We start from the raw sequence: 18,571 nt of genomic DNA on the forward strand, positions 1-18,571 counted from the left end.
TTCCAATTCAAACGTCAGGCAACGATTACTCGTTGTTCTGGCGGTTCTTCAGAGCAGCGCCGAGGATGTCGCCGAGCGAAGCGCCCGAGTCGGACGAACCGAACTGAGCAACGGCTTCCTTCTCTTCAGCGATTTCCAGAGCCTTGATCGACAGCTGGATCTTGCGGTCCTTCTTGGAGAAGTTGGTGACGCGAGCGTCGACAACCTGACCAACCGAGAAACGCTCCGGACGCTGTTCGTCACGATCACGCGACAGGTCAGCGCGGCGGATGAACGAGGTGATGTCTTCGTGGTTGACGAGCTTCACTTCGATGCCGCCATCGTTGATCGCGATGATCTCGGCCGAAACAACGGCGTTCTTGCGCAGTTCGCCCGAAGCAGCGGCGTCGCCGACTGCATCCTTGCCGAGCTGCTTGATGCCGAGCGAGATGCGCTCCTTCTCGACGTCGACGTCGAGAACAACAGCGCGAACGACGTCGCCCTTGTTGAACTCTTCGATGACCTGCTCGCCCGGACGGTTCCAGTCGAGGTCGGAAAGGTGAACCATGCCGTCAACGTCGCCGTCGAGGCCGATGAACAGGCCGAATTCGGTCTTGTTCTTGACTTCGCCTTCGACTTCGGTGCCAGCCGGATGGCTATGCGCGAATGCCTGCCACGGGTTCTCGAGCGTCTGCTTGAGGCCGAGCGAGATACGACGCTTGGTCGGATCGACTTCGAGAACGACAACGTCGACTTCCTGGCTCGTGGACAGGATCTTGCCGGGGTGTACGTTCTTCTTGGTCCAGGACATTTCGGAGATGTGGATCAGGCCTTCGATGCCCGGCTCCAGCTCGACGAACGCACCGTAGTCGGTGATGTTCGTGACGGTACCGGAGATCTTCTTGCCGACCGGGTACTTCGCACCGATGCCATCCCACGGATCCGACTCGAGCTGCTTCATGCCGAGCGAGATGCGGTGGGTTTCCTGGTTGATGCGGATGATCTGAACCTTGACCTGCTGGCCGATGTTCAGGATCTCCGACGGATGGTTCACGCGGCGCCATGCCATGTCGGTGACATGGAGCAGACCGTCGATGCCGCCGAGGTCGACGAACGCACCGTAGTCGGTGATGTTCTTGACGACGCCTTCGACAACCTGGCCTTCTTCAAGGTTCTGAACGATTTCAGAACGCTGCTCGGCGCGGGACTCTTCGAGAACCGTACGACGCGATACGACGATGTTGCCGCGGCGCTTGTCCATCTTGAGGATTTCGAAGGGCTGCGGGTTGTGCATCAGCGGGGTGACGTCGCGGATCGGACGGATGTCGACCTGCGAGCGCGGAAGGAAGGCAACGGCGCCGTCGAGATCGACGGTGAAGCCACCCTTGACCTGGTTGAAGATGATGCCTTCGACGCGTTCGCCGGCTTCGAACTTCACTTCCAGGCGCATCCAGCTTTCTTCGCGGCGAGCCTTTTCGCGCGACAGAACAGCTTCGCCGAGCGCGTTTTCGATGCGCTCAACGTAGACTTCGACTTCGTCGCCGACCTTGAGCGAGCCGTCCTTCGCCTTCGCGCCGAATTCCTTCAGAGCGATGCGGCCTTCGACCTTCAGACCGACGTCGACAACGGCGACGTCCTTTTCGATGGCCGTGACAATGCCCTTGGCAACATAGCCTTCGGCGAGATCGGTCTTCGCGAAGGATTCTTCGAGAAGCGCTGCGAAATCGTCACGGGTTGGGTTGGTAGCAGACATGGAATCTCCTGCATGCATCTCACGGGGGAGACGCATATGCGCCGGGGGCTGGTGTTGAACAGGCCTGAACCCAGTCCGCCCCATCGAAGGGACAATCCGGCGCGTGGACGGAATTTCAGGCTTATGCAAGAAGAGCGATCCTGACAGTGTCGGGGATGGGCTCTTCTTCAGATCTTCTTGATCAGGGCCGCATCGATCAAAGACTTCGCGGCCTGAAACGCCGCCTCTATACTCATTTCAGACGTATCAAGCAAGTGCGCGTCGTCGGCCGGGCGCAAAGGACTGTCGGCGCGGCCCATATCACGCTCGTCGCGCTTCTTCACATCCTCGAAAATCGTCTGGTAGTCGGCCGGCTGACCATTGCCGGTGATCTCGTCGTAGCGGCGCTGCGCCCGCACTTCCGGCGATGCTGTGACATAGAGCTTCACCGGCGCATCCGGGCAGACGACCGTGCCGATGTCGCGGCCGTCGAGCACCGTGCCGGGCTCGCGCAGCGAAAAAGCCCGCTGCGCCTCGACCAGCGCACGGCGCACGGCCGGCATGACCGCGATCTTCGAGGCGGCCTCGCCGATCGCGTGGGCAGAAAGCACCGAGCGATTGAGCCCGGCCAGTTCAACCTCGCGCGCCACCTTCTCGGCGACCGCCTCGTCGTCGAGCGGCAAGCCGCCATCGAGCAGCGCCTTGGCGGTGGCGCGGTAGGTGAGGCCGGTATCGAGATGATGGAAGCCGTATTCCTCGGCGATGCGGCGCGAGAGCGTGCCCTTGCCGGCTGCGGCCGGTCCGTCGATAGCGATGGTGAACGTCATTTTCCAACCTGCATATGTATATGGTCGTCGTGCCTGGCGGCCCGGCAACCCTGAAACCGAATGGACTCCGCTTCGACGCCAAGTCTCTGCGCCAGATGCGGCTCCACGAAAATCTTCTCGATGCCGAAACCGCCCCCCTCGGCCGAGAGCCAGCGGAGCGCCTCTGCGGTCCGGCCTTCTTCCAGCGGCAAGGGCCGCCACAGCGATTGCAAGAAGTCCAAGTCCCAGCGCAAGGTCAAGAGGTCTTCGCGATCCCGGCATGGGAGAATGCTGTCCGGTCCCGGCTGCTCGAAGGCAAAATAGCCGATTGGCGAGCGGGTCGCCTGATCCTCATAATCGCCCTCGGCATCCTGATAGAAGAACGCGACATCGAGCTTCCGACCGTCCGAATGGGACAAATGCGGGAAGAGCGGAAAACCGTCGAAGAACGGAAAGTTGGCGTCGAGCGCCAAGGTGGTCGTTCCGGGGAATACCTGATCCACATGGCGTGACAGGGCAGCGGCCGCTTCCTTCAGTTCCGGAACGACATATTGGCGGTTCAGGACACAGAAGAGCGGCGACTGCATTTTCAGCCGCGACGTGCCGTCGTCGAAACAGGGTAGAGGAACGCGGCCGAAGATCGGCGCAATGGCATAGCTGAGCGCGGTCCCTGCCGCATAGAGGCCGAGAAAGAGCGCCAGAAATACGGCAACGCCGGCTCTCCTTCGACGCAGGAGCCCAAGAGTGACGATCCAGACGGCGCCACCGATCTGCGTCAGCAACGTCAGAAGAACCACGACCGCGAGTGTCAGCAGCCATCTCATTGTTACCGCCGGAATCGTGGGTCTCACGCGATCCTCGCGCCGAGGCTGGTCATGAGGTCCGTGAATTCAGGAAAGCTTGTCGCGACCATCGACACGTCGTCGACGGTGACCGGATGTTCGGATGCAAGCCCGAAAATAAGGAAGCTCATGGCGATGCGGTGATCGAGATGGGTGTTTACGGTCGCGCCGGCAGCGCTTCCGAGCCCCTTACCGTCGCGACGGCCGCGCACGACCAGCGACGAGGCGCCCTCCTCGCAATCGACGCCATTGCGCTTCAGGCCCGCGGCGATGGCGGCGAGGCGATCGGACTCCTTCACACGCAGTTCGTCGAGCCCGGCCATGACGGTATTCCCCTCGGCGAAGGCGGCGGCGATGGCGAGAGCCGGGTACTCGTCGATCATCGAGGCGGCGCGCTCTTCGGGAACGGTGACACCGCTGAGTTCCGATTGCCGTACGCGCAGATCCGCCACGTCCTCCCCGCCAACCTGCCTGCTGCCGATCACCTCGATATCCCCTCCCATCTCCTTAAGCGTCAGGATCAGGCCCGTGCGCGTCGGGTTCATCAGCACGTTGGTGATCGTGATGTCCGAGCCTGGGACGATCAGGGCTGCGACCAGCGGAAAAGCCGCGGACGAGGGATCGCCGGGCACGTCGATCTCCTGGCCGGTAAGCTTGCCGCGACCATCAAGGCGGATCGTACGGACGCCGCTGACGTCGGTCTCGACAGAGAGTGCGGCGCCAAATGCCTCCAGCATCCGTTCCGTATGATCGCGCGTCATGACCGGTTCGATGACAGTGGTGATGCCGGGCGCGTTGAGACCGGCAAGCAGCAACGCCGACTTCACCTGTGCCGAGGCGACGGGCACGCGATAGGTGATCGGGGCAGGCGTCTTCGGTCCGCGTAGGGTCACCGGCAGGCGATCGCCTGCGGCGGCCCTCACCTGCGTGCCCATTTCACGCAAGGGCTCGAGAACCCGCGCCATCGGCCGGCGGCCGAGCGAAGCATCGCCAAGGAATGTCGTTTCGAAGTCGTAGACGCCCGCCAACCCCATCGCCAGACGGCAGCCTGTGCCAGCATTGCCGAAATCGAGCGGCGCTTCCGGCGCAAGCAGTGCACCGTTGCCGACACCATCGACGATAAAGGTATCGGCCTCCTTACGAATGCGGGCCCCCATCGCCTGCATCGCGCGGCCGGTGGCCAGCACGTCCGCGCCTTGTAGCAGGCCGGTAATGCGCGTCTCGCCGCTAGCAAGCCCGCCCAGCATCAGCGCCCGGTGCGAGATCGACTTGTCGCCGGGGATGCGGATCGAGCCGCGCAGATCGGCGGACTTTCGGGCAGTGGCGGGTCTCGGGCCCGATCCATGAGACATGCGGCATCCTCTGGCCCGAAAGGGCGTTCTCACCGAAGGGCACAACCGCGCCCGCACCGCGGCACTCCTATCACACCCTCGCTGCGTGTTTCCATAAATTGCGGCCGCTCGAGGAGCGCCACAAGGGGCGGGCAAGAGCCGGAAAGCCAGCAACGCCGGGGCTTTGGCGATTTGTCTTTGACAGATGCGGCCAAGACGATTATGGGGACCGGCTAATCATCATAAGCTTGATACCCTTTCCACCCGCCGGCTTTCCGGCAAGCGCCGGCTCGGCCGGCCATTCAAGAGGCTTTGACTGTGGCAAAACCGGAACTTGGAACAAAGCGCATCGACCCGGAAACGGGGCGCAAATTCTACGATCTGAACAGTGATCCGATCGTTTCGCCTTACACCGGCAAGTCCTATCCGCTGTCCTTCTTCGAAGAAACCTCGGTCGCCAAGGTGCTCGAGAAGGAAGAAGAAGAAGAGGTAACGGAAGTCGACGCAGAGAACACCGAAGTCGAACTCGTTTCGCTCGAGGATGCCGATGATGAGGCAGCGGGCGGCGACGACCTGCCGGATCTCGGCGACGACGACGTCGAAATCGACGGCGACGACGATGACGACACCTTCCTGCAGACCGACGACGAAGACGATGACGACGACATGAGCGACCTCATCGGCGTGTCGGACGACGAAGAAGACGTCTAAGCGCTTCAAATGACAAAGAAATGCTCCCGTCCTCGGCCAAAGTGGCCCGGACGGGAGAAAAACGGCCCGGACAAAAAATAAATCCACGGGCCACGCATTTTTCGGCTTGCCATCCTCAAAAAGGGGAAGTAATAAGCCGCCACTCGCCGAGCACAACAGCTCGACGAACTTCCCGGACCGGCCTAGCCGGAACCCGATATGGGGCTATAGCTCAGCTGGGAGAGCGCTTGCATGGCATGCAAGAGGTCAGCGGTTCGATCCCGCTTAGCTCCACCAAAACCTTCCTTCGATTGATCAGTGCCCGGTCCTCAGGGACCTTCGTTCGCGGCCATTTCGTCCAGCGAATCCAGGATCATCGTCAGCAACCGGATGATGTCGGCGGATTCGAGCAGAGCATTGCGGATTTCGCGCTCGGACCGTTTGGGTATGGAACCGGCAATGTCCAGCAGGATGTTGGTCACGTCCGGCGCTTCGGTGTTCGGTTCCATGCCCGTCTGCTCGCGCATGCAGCGGATCAGCGCCACTGCGCCTTCAAGCAAACGCTGTGCCTGCACCGGGGTGAGGTCATGGACCTCGTTGGCGGCACGAAACAGCTGCGATCGGAAGCCGGCTATCGTGGTCATCTCGCGGATGATACTCCTTTCGGCTTCAAATGAAAGTGGTGGCCGGGGCCGCCCACGCAACGTTCGGATGAACATGATGCATGCGTTACCTTGCGCGAACGCGAACAGCCGTTTCGCGCGCAACATCCGGCCGCGCGCCATGCATTCATGATTTGTTAAGCAGCGGAACGCAGAAGCTGATGTCATGTTTCTGATCTCGAAAATCTTCTGGCTCATTGTGCAGCCGCTGTCGTTCTCGCTGCTCGCCGTCATCGCCGGGCTGCTTGCGACGGCCATCGGCTGGCGCCGCATCGGCGCCGTTCTCGGCAGCCTGGGCGCGCTGGTTCTTTTCGTCGGCCTGTTCACCACCGCTGGCCCCTATGCCCTGCAAGCGCTTGAGGATCGATTTTTGCGCCCGACGCCGCCGACAGCGCTTTCCTGCATCATTGTGCTCGGCGGCGCCTTCGAAAACGAAGTCATGGCAAGCCGCGGCGGCACGGAGCTCAACCAGGCAGCAGACCGCTTCATCGAGACAGCGAGCCTCGCCAAGCGCTATCCCGAAGCACGAATCCTCGTCTCCGGCGGCGATGGCTCGATCAGCGGCGCCTACGAGGGCGATGCGCTGGCCTCGAAGGCGTTCTTCGACATCTTCGGCATTGCGGCCGATCGGGTGATCCGCGAGGAAGATTCGCGCACCACCTTCGAGAACGCGCGCTACACCAAGGATCTTCTGGCGGCAAACGGGCTGACGCAATGTGCGCTCGTCACCTCGGCGTATCACATGCCGCGCTCCGTCGGGCTGTTCCGCGCCAACGACATCGACGTCCAGCCCTGGCCGACCGACTACCGCACCAGCGGCAAGGTGCGGCTTGGCTTCGATTTCACCCAGCCCTCGCTGAACGCGCAGCTGACAACGACGGCCGCCAAGGAATGGACCGGGCTCGTCGCCTATTACCTGCTCGGCCGCACTCAGACGGTGCTGCCGCGCTAGACGACCATGACACGCCCCAGTGCAGCAAATGGCAGCGCGCCTCCTGACTTCATCCCGACGGTGCGCTAATGATCTGCGGGAGCCAATCGGGCTGAAACGGAGCGCCCATGCCGATCCTCGAAATCCTCGACTATGCCGGTGTGGCCGTGTTTGCCGCAACCGGGGCGCTGTCGGCCTCGCGCAAGCAACTCGACATCATCGGCTATCTGTTCCTGGCCTCGGTCACCGGCATCGGCGGCGGCACGATGCGTGACGTCGTGCTCGGCGCAACGCCCGTCTTCTGGGTCACCAATCCGACCTATCTTCTGGTCTGCGCGACGGTCGCCGTTCTCCTGTTCTTCACCGCCCATCTCTTCGATTCCCGCTACCGGGTCCTCGTCTGGCTCGATGCGATCGGGCTGTCGGCCTATTGCGTGATGGGTGCGGCGAAAGGCTATGCAGCGACGGGGTCGCCGAGCGTCGCGCTCGTTACCGGCATGCTGACGGCGACGTTCGGCGGCGTGCTTCGCGATCTGCTGGCCGGAGAACCCTCGGTGCTGCTGCGGCCGGAAGTCTATGTGACGGCAGCGCTGATCGGTGCCAGTGCCTACGTGCTGGCGACGATGGCGGGACTACCACTTGTGGCCGCCTCAACGCTCGGCGTGGCCTCGGCCTTTGCCGTGCGTGCCGGTGCGCTCAAGTTCGGATGGACGCTGCCGACCGGCAAGGCGCTGCCGGGCCGCGATCCGGACGACGTGATGTGAGCCTTTCGCACGTGCGTGCCTATGACAGGCGGCGGACAGCGCCGGTATCGTAGTTGATGCGGTGTCGGCCGCCACCCGGGCGGCTTCAGCGAAAGGGATACAGCATGCGTTTCTTCAGCAACAAGCTTGCCGCACTCGCCCTTCTTTGCATGGCCTCGCCGGCATTTGCCGCCACGACCGTCAAGGTCGTCGAAGGTGGTGAAGCGGGCGGCCCGATGACACTGACACTCGACCAGTCGACGATAAAGGCCGGCGAGACTGTCTTCCTGGTGCACAACGACGCCATGACGGAAGAGCACGAGATGGTGCTGGTGAAGCTGAAATCAGCCGACCAGAAGATCAATCTCATCGCGGCCAAGCATCGGGTCGACGAAAAGCAGCTCAAGAGCCTCGGCGAGGTTTCCGAGCTGAAGCCCGGAGCCGACGGCCAGCTGAAAGCCAAGCTCGCGCCGGGCAGCTACGTGCTCCTTTGCAACATCAAGGGACACTACGAGGCCGGCATGCGCGCCAATCTGACGGTGACGGAATAGCGGCGATCGATCGCCATCGCGGCCACCATGACGGTGGCCGCCGGATCAGCGGTCGTTTTTACGGCGCAGACGAATGACCACGTCGACATGGGCGATCTCCATGCCCTCGGGCGGTTCCGGCAGATTGTCGATGTGGATGTTGCTGACCGGAATATCGAGAACCTCGTTCTGGCCCTCGACGAAGAAGTGATGATGGTCCGACACGTTGGTGTCGAAATAGGTCTTGGCGCTTTCCACCGCCAGCACGCGGATCATGCCGGCTTCGGTAAACTGGTGCAGCGTGTTGTAGACGGTCGCCAGCGACACCGGCACGCCGGCCATGACGGCCTCTTCGTGCAGTTCTTCGACGGTCAGGTGGCGATCACCCTTGGCAAAGATCAGATCGGCGAGGGCAACGCGTTGACGGGTCGGACGCAGGCCTGAGTGGCGTAGCCTTTCTTCCGAACTCACTTCTGTTGCTTTCGTCATCAAGGGTCGTTCCATGTATCCCGGCGAAATTCACAATACTTCCTCCGCGATATAACTTTTACGTCCTCGCCTTTCAATAGATTCCAGCCCTGACAGGCGTTGCAAAGCCCGAAAAACCGGTCAAACTCGGGGAATGCTGGCAATTAACTCTGGTCGCGCCCACATTGATCCTGTAAGCGACGGCGGAGTGAAATCGCCATCAGAAGCGATGGAGACCGGACGGAAAACCGCAAGATCCGGGTCGCCACGCTTCATTTCAAGCCGAACTTGCTCTAAAGCAGGTCGGACAACACAATTTGTTACGCGGGGAAACATCTATTCATGACGACCAGACAATCCAGCTTCAGCTATGAGGAAATCCTGGCCTGCGGCCGTGGTGAGTTGTTTGGCCCCGGCAATGCCCAGCTGCCGCTGCCGCCGATGCTGATGGTCCACCGCATCACCGAAATCTCCGAAACCGGCGGCGCCTTCGACAAGGGTTACCTGCGCGCCGAGTACGACGTGCGGCCGGACGACTGGTATTTTCCCTGCCACTTCCAGGGCAACCCGATCATGCCCGGCTGCCTCGGCCTCGATGGCATGTGGCAGCTGACCGGTTTTTACCTCGGCTGGCTTGGCGAGCCCGGCCGCGGCATGGCGCTTTCCACCGGCGAAGTGAAGTTCAAGGGCATGGTGCGTCCCCATACCAAGCTTCTCGAGTACGGCATCGACTTCAAGCGCGTCATGCGCGGCCGGCTCGTGCTCGGCACGGCCGACGGCTGGTTGAAAGCCGATGGCGAGACTATCTATCAGGCAACCGACCTCCGCGTCGGCCTGTCGAAGGATAAGGCCGAGTAAAATCCAGGCCTTTCCGCAGCCAACGAAATAAAGAAAAGGTCAGTACCATGAGACGGGTTGTTGTCACGGGCCTCGGCATCGTTTCCTCGATCGGGAACAATGCAGACGAAGTTACGGCGTCGTTGCGCGATGCCAAGTCGGGCATCACGTTTTCTCCCGATTTCGCCGAGAATGGCTTCAAGTGCCAGGTCTGGGGCGCGCCGTCGCTCGATCCGACCGAACTCGTCGATCGCCGTGCCATGCGCTTCCTGTCTCAGGGCGGCGCCTGGAACCACGTGGCGATGAAGCAGGCGATCGCCGACTCCGGTCTGGAAGAAGCCGTCATCGCCCGCAACGAGCGTACCGGCATCATCATGGGCTCGGGCGGACCGTCCACCCGCACCATCGTTGAAGCGGCCGACATCACCCGCAAGAACGTCAGCCCGAAGCGCATCGGCCCGTTCGCCGTTCCCAAGGCGATGTCTTCGACGGCGTCGGCGACGCTTGCCACCTGGTTCCAGATCCACGGCGTCAACTATTCGATCTCGTCGGCCTGCTCGACCTCGGCCCATTGCATCGGCAACGCCGCCGAGATGATCCAGTGGGGCAAACAGGACGTGATGTTTGCCGGGGGTCACGAAGACCTCGACTGGACAATGTCCAACCTGTTCGACGCCATGGGCGCCATGTCGTCGAAGTATAACGAAACGCCGGCGACGGCTTCGCGCGCCTATGACGCCAACCGCGACGGCTTCGTCATTGCCGGTGGCGCAGGCGTTCTCGTTCTCGAAGAACTGGAGCACGCCAAGGCCCGCGGCGCGAAGATCTACGCCGAAATCGTCGGCTACGGCGCCACCTCCGACGGCTACGACATGGTGGCTCCGTCGGGCGAAGGCGCCATCCGCTGCATGCGTCAGGCGCTCTCGACCGTGAAGGGCGAGGTCGACTACATCAACACCCACGGCACCTCCACCCCGGTTGGCGACAGCAAGGAAATCGGCGCGATCCGCGAAGTGTTCGGCAGCAAGATGCCGCACATCCAGTCGACCAAGTCGCTCACGGGTCACTCGCTCGGTGCGGCCGGCGTGCAGGAATCGATCTACGGCCTGTTGATGATGCAGGCGGGCTTCATCGGCGAAAGCGCGCATATCAGCGAACTCGACCCGGAATTCGATGGCGTTCCGATCGTTCGTAAGCGCATCGACAATGCCAAGATCGATACGGTTCTTTCGAACTCCTTCGGCTTCGGCGGCACCAACGCAACGCTCGTCTTCCAGCGCTACAACGGATAACACCATGACGGGACTGATGACTGGAAAGCGTGGCCTCATCATGGGTGTGGCCAACAACCATTCTATTGCCTGGGGCATCTCCAAGGCGCTTGCAGCGCAAGGCGCGGAACTGGCCTTCACCTTTCAGGGCGAGGCGCTGGGTAAGCGCGTCAAGCCGCTGGCGGCCGAGCTCGGTTCCGACTTCCTGCTTCCTTGCGATGTCGAAGACATTGCGTCTGTCGATGCGGTCATCGATGCGATCAAGGAACGCTGGGGCAAGCTCGACTTCATCGTTCATGCCATCGGCTTTTCGGACAAGAACGAGCTGAAGGGCCTCTACGCCGACACCTCGCGCGACAACTTCAGCCGCACGATGGTGATCTCCTGCTTCTCCTTCACCGAGATCGCCAAGCGGGCTGCCGAACTGATGGATGAGGGCGGCTCGATGCTGACGCTCACCTATGGCGGCTCGATGCGCGTCATGCCGAACTACAACGTCATGGGTGTCGCCAAGGCAGCGCTCGAGGCGTCGGTGCGCTATCTCGCCGCCGACTATGGCGTTCGCGGCATTCGCGTCAACGCGATCTCGGCGGGCCCGATCCGCACGCTTGCCGGCGCCGGCATTTCCGACGCCCGGGCGATGCTGTCCTGGCAGCAGAAGAACTCGCCGCTGCGCCGCACTGTCACGATCGACGATGTCGGCAGCTCGGCCCTCTACCTTCTTTCGGATCTTTCGCGCGGCGTGACCGGCGAAATCCACTACGTCGATTCCGGCTACAACATTACGTCGATGCCGGCACTCGATGCGCTCAGGACCGCCGACGCAGAGTGACGGCAGCGGCAAAGCCGCTGACTGACGACCCAGCTTCTCTAGAAAACCCCGGCGAGACACCTCGCCGGGGTTTCTTTTTTGAGGTCGACAGGGCCCGACGGCCCGAGACAACATCAGTCCGGAAGGCCGGCCTTGTGGAATCCGTCCACGAAGTGCGCGAGCGTCGCTGCGTCACGAAACGGCTCGGTCGTCGCCCAGAAACCGGTCGTGAAATGCGGGTTGGCGACGAGGAACAGGTCGACCTCGGCGCGTGCCTCGTCGAACCGCCCCAATTGCGCGAGGCTCGCCGCCAGGAAGCGACGCGAGCTGGTGCGGTAGGTCTCGTCCTTGCGCAGCGTCTCGACCGCGGCTTCGTAGTCTCCGGCCGCATACTGCGCCTGGCCGAGTGTCAGATAGTACCAGCTTGCCGGATAGGGGTTCAGCCGGAACGCCTTGCGAATGTGCTCGAGCCCTTCCTCGACCCGGCCTGCCAGGATCGTGATGTCGGACAATGTCGCCCAGGTGTCGGCTTCGTTCGGGTCAAGCTCGATGGCCCTGGCAAATTCCGCGTCGGCCTCGGCGAAGTTGCGCTCATAGGCAAGCAGATTGGCCAGCACCCAGCGGCAACCGGCGTCGTTGGGATCGATCGCGACGGCTTTGCGCGCCAATTCCAGGGCGATGCCGCGGGTCGGTACGATCGGCTCGCCCCAGTGCACCCACCCCATCCAGTGGTTCATGGCGAGCCAGCGATAGGCCTCGGCATAATCAGGGTCGAGCGAAACGGCGCGAGTGAGCATCAGATGCGCTTCCCGGGCGGTCTGCGGCGAATCGTCGATCAGCTTGCGCGCCCGCACGCAGAGATCATAGGCCTCGAGGCTCCTGGGGCGATTGCGTGACGGCGGGGTACGCAGCCGACCGAGCAACGCCTCGACGATCTTGGCCGTCACCTCGTCCTGAACGGCAAAGATGTCTTCCAGGTTGCGGTCGAAGCGTTCGGCCCAGAGGTGCTCTCCGCTCAGCGCATCGACCAGCTGGGCGTTGATGCGCACGCGTCCGGAGGCGCGCCTTGCGCTTCCTTCCAGGAGGTAGCGCACGCCGAGGTCTTCGGCGATCGCGCGCACATCCATCGCCCTGCCCTTGTAGGCAAAGGTGGAATTGCGGGCGATGACGAACAGACCACCGCTCCGGGAGAGATCGGTGATCAGATCCTCCGTCAGCCCGTCCGCGAAGGAATCCTGATCGGGATCGTTGCTGAGATTGACGAAGGGCAGCACCGCGATCGAAGGCCGGCCCGGCAACGGCAGCGGCTTTCGCCCGCCTGCCAGCCGCTCGATACTGCCCATGAAACGGTAGCCGATGCGCGGAACCGTTGAAATCCACTCGCCGCCGTCGGCAGCCCGGCCGAGCAGCTTCCTGAGCTGTGCGATCTGTACGGTGAGATTGCCTTCCTCGACGGCCGTACCCGGCCAGGCCGCGTCCATCAGCTCGGTCTTGGCGAGGATTTCGCCCGGCCTTTCCACGAGCGCCGCAAGCAGCTTCACGCCGCGATGCCCGACCGCAACCGGATCATCGTTCCGCAGGAGCGTTCCCGCACCCGGATCAAGCACGAACGGACCAAAGGCAAAACGTGTATCCTGCATGCGGCGATCTATAGCCCGTTTGGAAGTTTTTGAGAACTTTTTGGAAGGGCTTAAGTACGGCGCCGATCCTATTCCGCAGAATCCAACCTCCTTCAGATCGAGGGTCCCCCCGACCCTCAAAGCCGATAGCGAGGTTGTCATGAACAACGCCCCCTTTTCTCCCATTGCATCGCCTCAGGCCGCGGCGCCTGAGACGCCGAGGAGCCCGACGCGTTCGCATTCCCCTGTCGAGACGCTGAAACGGATGGTCGCCGCCTGGCGTGAACGGAACCAATTTCACCTAGAGCTCGATCGAAAGCTCAAGGGCGATCCGCATCTGATCGACGATATCGGCCTGACGCGACGTCAAGTCGAGGAGGAGCTCGCCAGGCCCTTCTGGCAAGTGCTTTGAGGTGAGCCGCGCAATGACATCGGACCAGCGACCGCCACCGGCGCCGACCCTTGGCGAGGTGATCACGACGTTCCGCGAGGATCAAGCCCCCTGGGCGGCGATGGCGGGTATCATCGCCACCGTTACCGTCTTTGCGGTGGCGCAAGGGCTCACCTATCCGCTGCTCAGCTTCATCCTGGAGCGGCAGCGAACCGCACCCGCCCTGATCGGCCTGTCGGCGGCCATGACGCCGCTGGGGTTCATCCTGTCGGCGCCTCTGATCCCGATGCTTTCGCGGCGGCTGGGCGGTGCCCGGCTCGCGATCCTCTGTTCGGTGCTGGCCGCCAGCACGCTTGCCGCCATTGCGTGGACTGACGACGTCTGGGCCTGGATGCCGCTTCGCTTTCTGCTGGGCGTCTTCGCCAATCCGCTATCCGTGATCAGCGAGACCTGGCTGGTGGCCATTACGCCCGCGTCCCGCCGGGGCCGCATCATGGGTCTCTATTCCTCGGTCGTTTCAGCCGGTTTCGCCATAGGGCCGCTGTCGCTCGGGATGGTCGGAACGGCGGGCTGGTCGCCGTTCCTGATCGGCATCGTGGCCTTTGTCGCCTGCGGCCTGATCTTGCTTGCCCTGGTGTCGCGCCTGCCGGAGATGCCGCAGGATGGGGAAGCAACGTCCGTCGCCGGGTTTTTCGCGCTGGCGCCTTTGCTGCTGTTTGCGGTCGCAACGGCTGCGGCCTTCGAGCAGACCCTGCTTTCGCTGCTTGCGGTCTATGGCGCAGCGCTTGGCAGCAATGAGGAGCGCGTCGCGCCGCTCATCACCTGCTTCATTGCCGGCAACGCGTCGTTGCAGATCCTGCTCGGGCGCCTCTCCGAACGCAGGGGATCGACGCAGACGATGCTGTTCTGCGTGCTTTCCTCCCTGGTCGGCTGCCTGCTGCTGCCATGGCTGTTCGAAAGCTGGCTCATCTGGCCGCTTGTTTTCGTCTGGGGCGGGGTGACGTTCGGGATCTATACCCTGTCGCTGATCCAGCTCGGCGAGCGGTTCAGCGGCCTGACCCTGATCGCCGGCAACGCCGCCTTTGCCTTCGCCTGGGGCCTCGGCGGCATGGTTGGCTCGCCAGCAACGGGACTTGTCATGCAAGTGACGGGACACCACGGGTTGCCGTTGTCACTCGGCCTGCTCTGCGCCGCCCTTGCGGGGCTATTGGTCGTCGCGAGAAGGCGCGGCTGAGGCGCGCGCCGGTCCGCCTGCCTTTTGCCGGCAAGCTCAAATCAGGACGAACAGCACGAGCAGAGCCACGATGACCGCCAGCACGACGAAGCCCGTATGGGTCCGGCGCGCCGGGTCAAGCGGCGAGCGATAGAGGCTCTGCAAGAACGACATGGGCACCTCGGAGGTCGCGCCATGTCCCTCGCCCTGCTTGATGTCCTTGGCAATAGCTTCGGCCGCATCCTCGCTCAAGGGCGGCCTGTTCACTCCCGACGTCATGGAACTCATCCTCCGGCAGTAAAACCGGGCACATGGTGAGCCGGATCTGCGACGAAGGCAACGGGCTAAGTCTGACTTGCAGCCAGATGCAAAAAAGCCGGGTCATCTGCCCGGCTTTTTCCATTCTCGGATGGCGCAAAATGCGTCCTGCGGCGGCTCAGCGCTTGGCCCAGAGCACCTTGAATCGGGCGTTGCGGCAGGTCTCGCCATATTCCTTGGAATTTTCCGCCAGCACCTGCTCGTAGGGAAGGCCACGATTGGCGACCATCATCAGCTTGCCACCCTGCTTCAGCGCCTTCAGCGCCGTCTTGATGATGGCGACGCCGAGCGACGGCTCAGCCGCGTGGCCTTCATGGAAGGGCGGATTCATGACGATGAGGTCGTACTTGTCGCGCGGCTCTTCGCTCGTCAGGTCGAACCAGTAGAAACGGGCCGGCATGCGCGGCGCGTTCGCCATCATGTTGACGCGGGCCGCCTCGAGCGCCTCGTGATCGGCCTCGAAGAGATCGACCCCCTTGGTACCCGGTGACGCTTCAGCAAGCTTGGCTGCGAGATAACCCCAGCCAGCGCCGAAATCGGCGGCGTGGCCATGGAAATCATTCGGAAGACGCGACGCCAGCAGCTCTGAGCCCGCATCGATGCGGTCGTGCGAGAACATGCCGGGCGAGGCCTCGAACAGGCCGTCGACGCGCACCGGCACCTTGGCAAGCTTTTGTACGGCGTCGGTGACATCTTCCGGGCGAGTGAACCAGAAGGCGACGCCGTGATACTTCGGCAGATGGTCGCCGTCCCATTCGAACTTGGCGATGCGCTTCTTCAGCGACTGGATGCCGTCTTCCTTGCCGCCGGCAACGACGATCAGACCGCCCTCGCGCGTGCGCTTCAGCGCCTCGGCGATCCGGTCTTCGTTCTCGCCCTTGTGCTTGCCGCAGAGGATCAGCGTGACGTCGTAGTCCTCGCCGGTGATTTCAGGCGCCACGTCGGCGCGGGCGGCTTCCAGGGCGCGATAGAGCGGCCGCAGCGGCTGCACCGCCGAGATCGACGCCTCGAAGCCCTGCGGCAGCCTGTAGCCCGCCTCGGCGCCGAGGAACAGCACGCGCTCGCCCTCGCCCGGCGGGTCGATCACGCCGCTGTCGAACGGGTAAAACAGGGTCTTCAACGAATCTCGGCTCATCGGTCTATCCGTCATCTTGCTATAAGAAAGGGGCGCGGAGCGATCCGCCCCGCGCCCCGAATGCATTCGGGTGAAGCGCGCTTATTCAGCGGCTTCGCCGTCGCCCTTCTTTTCAGACTTTTCGGCAACGATTTCCTTGCCGGTGGCCTGGTCGACGACCTTCATCGACAGGCGAACCTTGCCGCGCTCGTCGAAGCCCATGAGCTTGACCCAGACCTTGTCGCCTTCCTTGACGACGTCGGTCGTCTTGGCGACGCGCTCGGAGGCGAGCTGCGAGATGTGGACGAGACCGTCACGGGCGCCGAAGAAGTTGACGAAGGCGCCGAAGTCGGCGGTCTTCACAACGGTACCTTCGTAGACCTGGCCGACTTCCGGCTCGGCGACGATCGAGTGGATCCACTTGCGGGCCGCTTCGATTTCCTTGCCGGACGAGGAGGCGATCTTCACGGTGCCGTCGTCTTCGATGTTGATCTTGGCGCCGGTCTTTTCGACGATTTCGCGGATGACCTTGCCACCCGAACCGATGACTTCGCGGATCTTGTCGACCGGAATGTTCATGACTTCGATGCGCGGGGCGAACTCGCCGAGCTGGCCACGGCTTTCGGAAATGGCCTTGGCCATTTCGCCGAGGATGTGGAGACGGCCGCCCTTGGCCTGGTTGAGCGCGATGCCCATGATCTCTTCGGTGATGCCCTCGATCTTGATGTCCATCTGGAGCGAGGTGATGCCGGCGTCGGTACCGGCAACCTTGAAGTCCATGTCGCCGAGGTGGTCTTCGTCGCCGAGAATGTCGGAGAGAACGGCGAAGCGCTCATCTTCCTTGATCAGGCCCATGGCGATACCGGCAACCGGCTTTGCGAGCGGAACGCCGGCGTCCATGAGAGCGAGCGAGGTGCCGCAGACGGTGGCCATCGAGGACGAGCCGTTGGACTCGGTGATCTCGGAAACGACGCGCAGCGTGTAGGGGAACTGCTCGGCTTCCGGGAGCATCGGGCGGATAGCGCGCCAGGCGAGCTTGCCGTGACCGATTTCGCGGCGGCCCGGGGAGCCCATGCGGCCGGTTTCGCCGACCGAGAAGGGCGGGAAGTTGTAGTGCAGCATGAAGCGTTCTTTGTACATGCCGGTCAGGCTGTCGACGTACTGTTCGTCTTCGCCGGTGCCGAGCGTGGCAACGACGATCGCCTGCGTTTCGCCGCGGGTGAACAGCGCCGAACCGTGGGTGCGCGGCAGAACGCCGACTTCCGACACGATCGGGCGAACGGTTTCCAGATCGCGGCCGTCGATGCGGCTCTTGGTGTCGAGGATGTTCCAGCGAACGATCTTGGCCTGCAGGTGCTTGAAGACGGCGCCGATTTCTTCGGCCGAATGGGCCGGGTTCTCGATGCCCTCAGGCAGGAAGTGTGCCTTCACCTTGGCCTTGACTGCGTCGACGGCAGCGTAACGGGCAGCCTTCTCGGTGATCTTGTAGGCGTTGCGCAGCTCGTCTTCGGCAAGCGAGAGCATGGCGTTTTCGAGAGCGGAATGATCTTCGGCTTCGAATTCGCGCGGCTCCTTGGCAGCGACTTCAGCGAGCTTGATGATGGCGTCGATGACCGGCTGGAAGCCCTTCTGACCGAAGACGACGGCGCCGAGCATGACGTCTTCCGGCAGTTCCTTGGCTTCGGATTCGACCATCAGCACCGCTTCCTGGGTGCCGGCGACGACGAGGTCGAGGGTCGATTCGTCCATCTCGTCGAGATGCGGGTTCAGAACGTACTGGCCGTTGATGTAGCCGACGCGCGCGCCACCGATCGGGCCCATGAAGGGGATGCCCGACAGCGTCAGCGCTGCAGAAGCGGCGACCATCGACAGGACGTCGGGGTTGTTTTCGAGGTCATGCTGCATGACCGTGACGATGACCTGGGTGTCGTTCTTGTAGCCATCGGGGAAGAGCGGACGGATCGGACGGTCGATCAGGCGCGAGACGAGCGTTTCGTTTTCGCTCGGACGACCTTCGCGCTTGAAGTAGCCACCCGGGATCTTGCCGGCGGCGTAGGTCTTTTCCTGGTAGTTGACGGTCAGCGGGAAGAAGTCCTGGCCCGGCTTCGGCGACTTGGCCGAAACGACGGTGGCGAGAACGACGGTTTCGCCGTAGGTGGCGAGAACGGCGCCGTCAGCCTGACGGGCGATCTTGCCGGTTTCGAGCTTGAGCGGACGCCCAGCCCATTCGATTTCAACCTTGTGGGTATCGAACATGTTCTGTCCTTCGTGTGCGGCGGACCT

Annotated in this window: 19 protein-coding genes and 1 tRNA gene; 10 read left to right on the forward strand and 10 right to left on the reverse strand. The window is 62.8% G+C overall.

Annotated elements, in window-relative coordinates; translation table 11 throughout:
• Positions 1-25: 25 nt before the first annotated feature.
• The 4 genes from rpsA to aroA all read right to left on the reverse strand — a co-directional run bounded on the left by rpsA (position 26) and on the right by aroA (position 4,711).
• The gene (gene rpsA / locus IB272_RS04735) at positions 26-1,750 is read right to left on the reverse strand and encodes a 30S ribosomal protein S1 (RefSeq protein ID WP_082005877.1); all 1,725 of its coding nucleotides are present in this window, start codon (positions 1,748-1,750) and stop codon (positions 26-28) included.
• A gap of 149 nt (positions 1,751-1,899) precedes the next feature.
• Complete coding sequence (gene cmk / locus IB272_RS04740; RefSeq protein ID WP_060580574.1) at positions 1,900-2,538, reverse strand: (d)CMP kinase; 639 nt, start codon at positions 2,536-2,538, stop codon at positions 1,900-1,902.
• On the reverse strand, positions 2,535-3,341 hold the full coding sequence (locus tag IB272_RS04745) for a hypothetical protein (protein WP_060580573.1): 807 nt from the start codon (positions 3,339-3,341) through the stop codon (positions 2,535-2,537). Before IB272_RS04745 ends, cmk begins: the two co-directional genes overlap by 4 nt.
• Before the next feature lie 23 nt (positions 3,342-3,364).
• The gene (aroA, locus tag IB272_RS04750) at positions 3,365-4,711 is read right to left on the reverse strand and encodes a 3-phosphoshikimate 1-carboxyvinyltransferase (protein ID WP_060580572.1); all 1,347 of its coding nucleotides are present in this window, start codon (positions 4,709-4,711) and stop codon (positions 3,365-3,367) included.
• Between the two features lie 297 nt (positions 4,712-5,008).
• Here aroA and IB272_RS04755 point away from each other — a divergent pair, with 297 nt between their 5' ends.
• On the forward strand, positions 5,009-5,401 hold the full coding sequence (locus IB272_RS04755) for a TIGR02300 family protein (RefSeq protein ID WP_029742385.1): 393 nt from the start codon (positions 5,009-5,011) through the stop codon (positions 5,399-5,401).
• Positions 5,402-5,601: 200 nt separating this feature from the next.
• Positions 5,602-5,677, forward strand: a tRNA-Ala gene (locus tag IB272_RS04760).
• A gap of 32 nt (positions 5,678-5,709) precedes the next feature.
• On the opposite strand, the gene IB272_RS04765 is transcribed toward IB272_RS04760, so the two are convergent.
• Complete coding sequence (locus IB272_RS04765) at positions 5,710-6,240, reverse strand: hypothetical protein (RefSeq protein ID WP_162732960.1); 531 nt, start codon at positions 6,238-6,240, stop codon at positions 5,710-5,712.
• On the opposite strand from IB272_RS04765, the gene IB272_RS04770 reads away from it, so the two are divergent.
• The 3 genes from IB272_RS04770 (at position 6,209) to IB272_RS04780 (ending at position 8,267) form a co-directional block, all read left to right on the forward strand.
• Positions 6,209-6,994: a YdcF family protein gene (locus IB272_RS04770; protein WP_060580571.1), complete on the forward strand. Its 786-nt coding sequence runs from the start codon at positions 6,209-6,211 to the stop codon at positions 6,992-6,994. The genes IB272_RS04765 and IB272_RS04770 overlap by 32 nt on opposite strands.
• 107 nt (positions 6,995-7,101) lie before the next feature.
• Positions 7,102-7,737 (forward strand): trimeric intracellular cation channel family protein, encoded by a 636-nt coding sequence (locus tag IB272_RS04775; RefSeq protein ID WP_034804739.1) that lies wholly within the window; start codon positions 7,102-7,104, stop codon positions 7,735-7,737.
• 104 nt (positions 7,738-7,841) lie between these two features.
• Complete coding sequence (locus IB272_RS04780) at positions 7,842-8,267, forward strand: plastocyanin/azurin family copper-binding protein (RefSeq protein WP_034804743.1); 426 nt, start codon at positions 7,842-7,844, stop codon at positions 8,265-8,267.
• A 45-nt stretch (positions 8,268-8,312) separates the two neighbouring features.
• On the opposite strand, the gene irrA is transcribed toward IB272_RS04780, so the two are convergent.
• Positions 8,313-8,735 (reverse strand): iron response transcriptional regulator IrrA, encoded by a 423-nt coding sequence (gene irrA, locus IB272_RS04785; protein ID WP_029742380.1) that lies wholly within the window; start codon positions 8,733-8,735, stop codon positions 8,313-8,315.
• A gap of 321 nt (positions 8,736-9,056) precedes the next feature.
• Between irrA and fabA the strand changes: the two genes are divergently transcribed.
• Genes fabA through fabI form a run of 3 tightly spaced genes read left to right on the forward strand, consistent with a single transcriptional unit; the run spans position 9,057 to position 11,654 of the window.
• The gene (fabA, locus tag IB272_RS04790) at positions 9,057-9,572 is read left to right on the forward strand and encodes a 3-hydroxyacyl-[acyl-carrier-protein] dehydratase FabA (RefSeq protein ID WP_029742379.1); all 516 of its coding nucleotides are present in this window, start codon (positions 9,057-9,059) and stop codon (positions 9,570-9,572) included.
• A gap of 47 nt (positions 9,573-9,619) precedes the next feature.
• The gene (fabB, locus tag IB272_RS04795) at positions 9,620-10,843 is read left to right on the forward strand and encodes a beta-ketoacyl-ACP synthase I (RefSeq protein ID WP_029742378.1); all 1,224 of its coding nucleotides are present in this window, start codon (positions 9,620-9,622) and stop codon (positions 10,841-10,843) included.
• Positions 10,844-10,847: 4 nt separating this feature from the next.
• Positions 10,848-11,654, forward strand: coding sequence for an enoyl-ACP reductase FabI (fabI, locus tag IB272_RS04800; RefSeq protein ID WP_029742377.1), 807 nt, complete (start codon positions 10,848-10,850; stop codon positions 11,652-11,654).
• Positions 11,655-11,767: 113 nt separating this feature from the next.
• Here fabI and IB272_RS04805 read toward each other — a convergent pair whose 3' ends face one another.
• A complete protein-coding gene (locus tag IB272_RS04805; RefSeq protein WP_060519517.1) occupies positions 11,768-13,273 on the reverse strand; it encodes a winged helix-turn-helix domain-containing tetratricopeptide repeat protein in 1,506 nt (501 codons plus the stop codon).
• Positions 13,274-13,412: 139 nt separating this feature from the next.
• On the opposite strand from IB272_RS04805, the gene IB272_RS34845 reads away from it, so the two are divergent.
• Positions 13,413-13,664 (forward strand): DUF1127 domain-containing protein, encoded by a 252-nt coding sequence (locus IB272_RS34845; RefSeq protein ID WP_060519868.1) that lies wholly within the window; start codon positions 13,413-13,415, stop codon positions 13,662-13,664.
• Positions 13,665-13,677: 13 nt separating this feature from the next.
• The gene (locus tag IB272_RS04815; RefSeq protein ID WP_060580679.1) at positions 13,678-14,877 is read left to right on the forward strand and encodes an MFS transporter; all 1,200 of its coding nucleotides are present in this window, start codon (positions 13,678-13,680) and stop codon (positions 14,875-14,877) included.
• A 36-nt stretch (positions 14,878-14,913) separates the two neighbouring features.
• Here the strand turns inward: IB272_RS04815 and IB272_RS04820 are convergent, their stop codons facing one another.
• From IB272_RS04820 to pnp, 3 genes are all read right to left on the reverse strand, one after another.
• Positions 14,914-15,135, reverse strand: coding sequence for a hypothetical protein (locus IB272_RS04820; RefSeq protein ID WP_029742372.1), 222 nt, complete (start codon positions 15,133-15,135; stop codon positions 14,914-14,916).
• A 157-nt stretch (positions 15,136-15,292) separates the two neighbouring features.
• The gene (locus IB272_RS04825; RefSeq protein WP_060580570.1) at positions 15,293-16,309 is read right to left on the reverse strand and encodes a class I SAM-dependent methyltransferase; all 1,017 of its coding nucleotides are present in this window, start codon (positions 16,307-16,309) and stop codon (positions 15,293-15,295) included.
• 81 nt (positions 16,310-16,390) lie between these two features.
• Positions 16,391-18,544, reverse strand: coding sequence for a polyribonucleotide nucleotidyltransferase (pnp, locus tag IB272_RS04830; protein ID WP_029742370.1), 2,154 nt, complete (start codon positions 18,542-18,544; stop codon positions 16,391-16,393).
• Positions 18,545-18,571 lie beyond the last annotated feature (27 nt).

The sequence above is a fragment of the Ensifer sp. ENS08 genome, assembly GCF_014852195.1.
In the GTDB taxonomy this organism is placed as follows: domain Bacteria; phylum Pseudomonadota; class Alphaproteobacteria; order Rhizobiales; family Rhizobiaceae; genus Ensifer; species Ensifer adhaerens.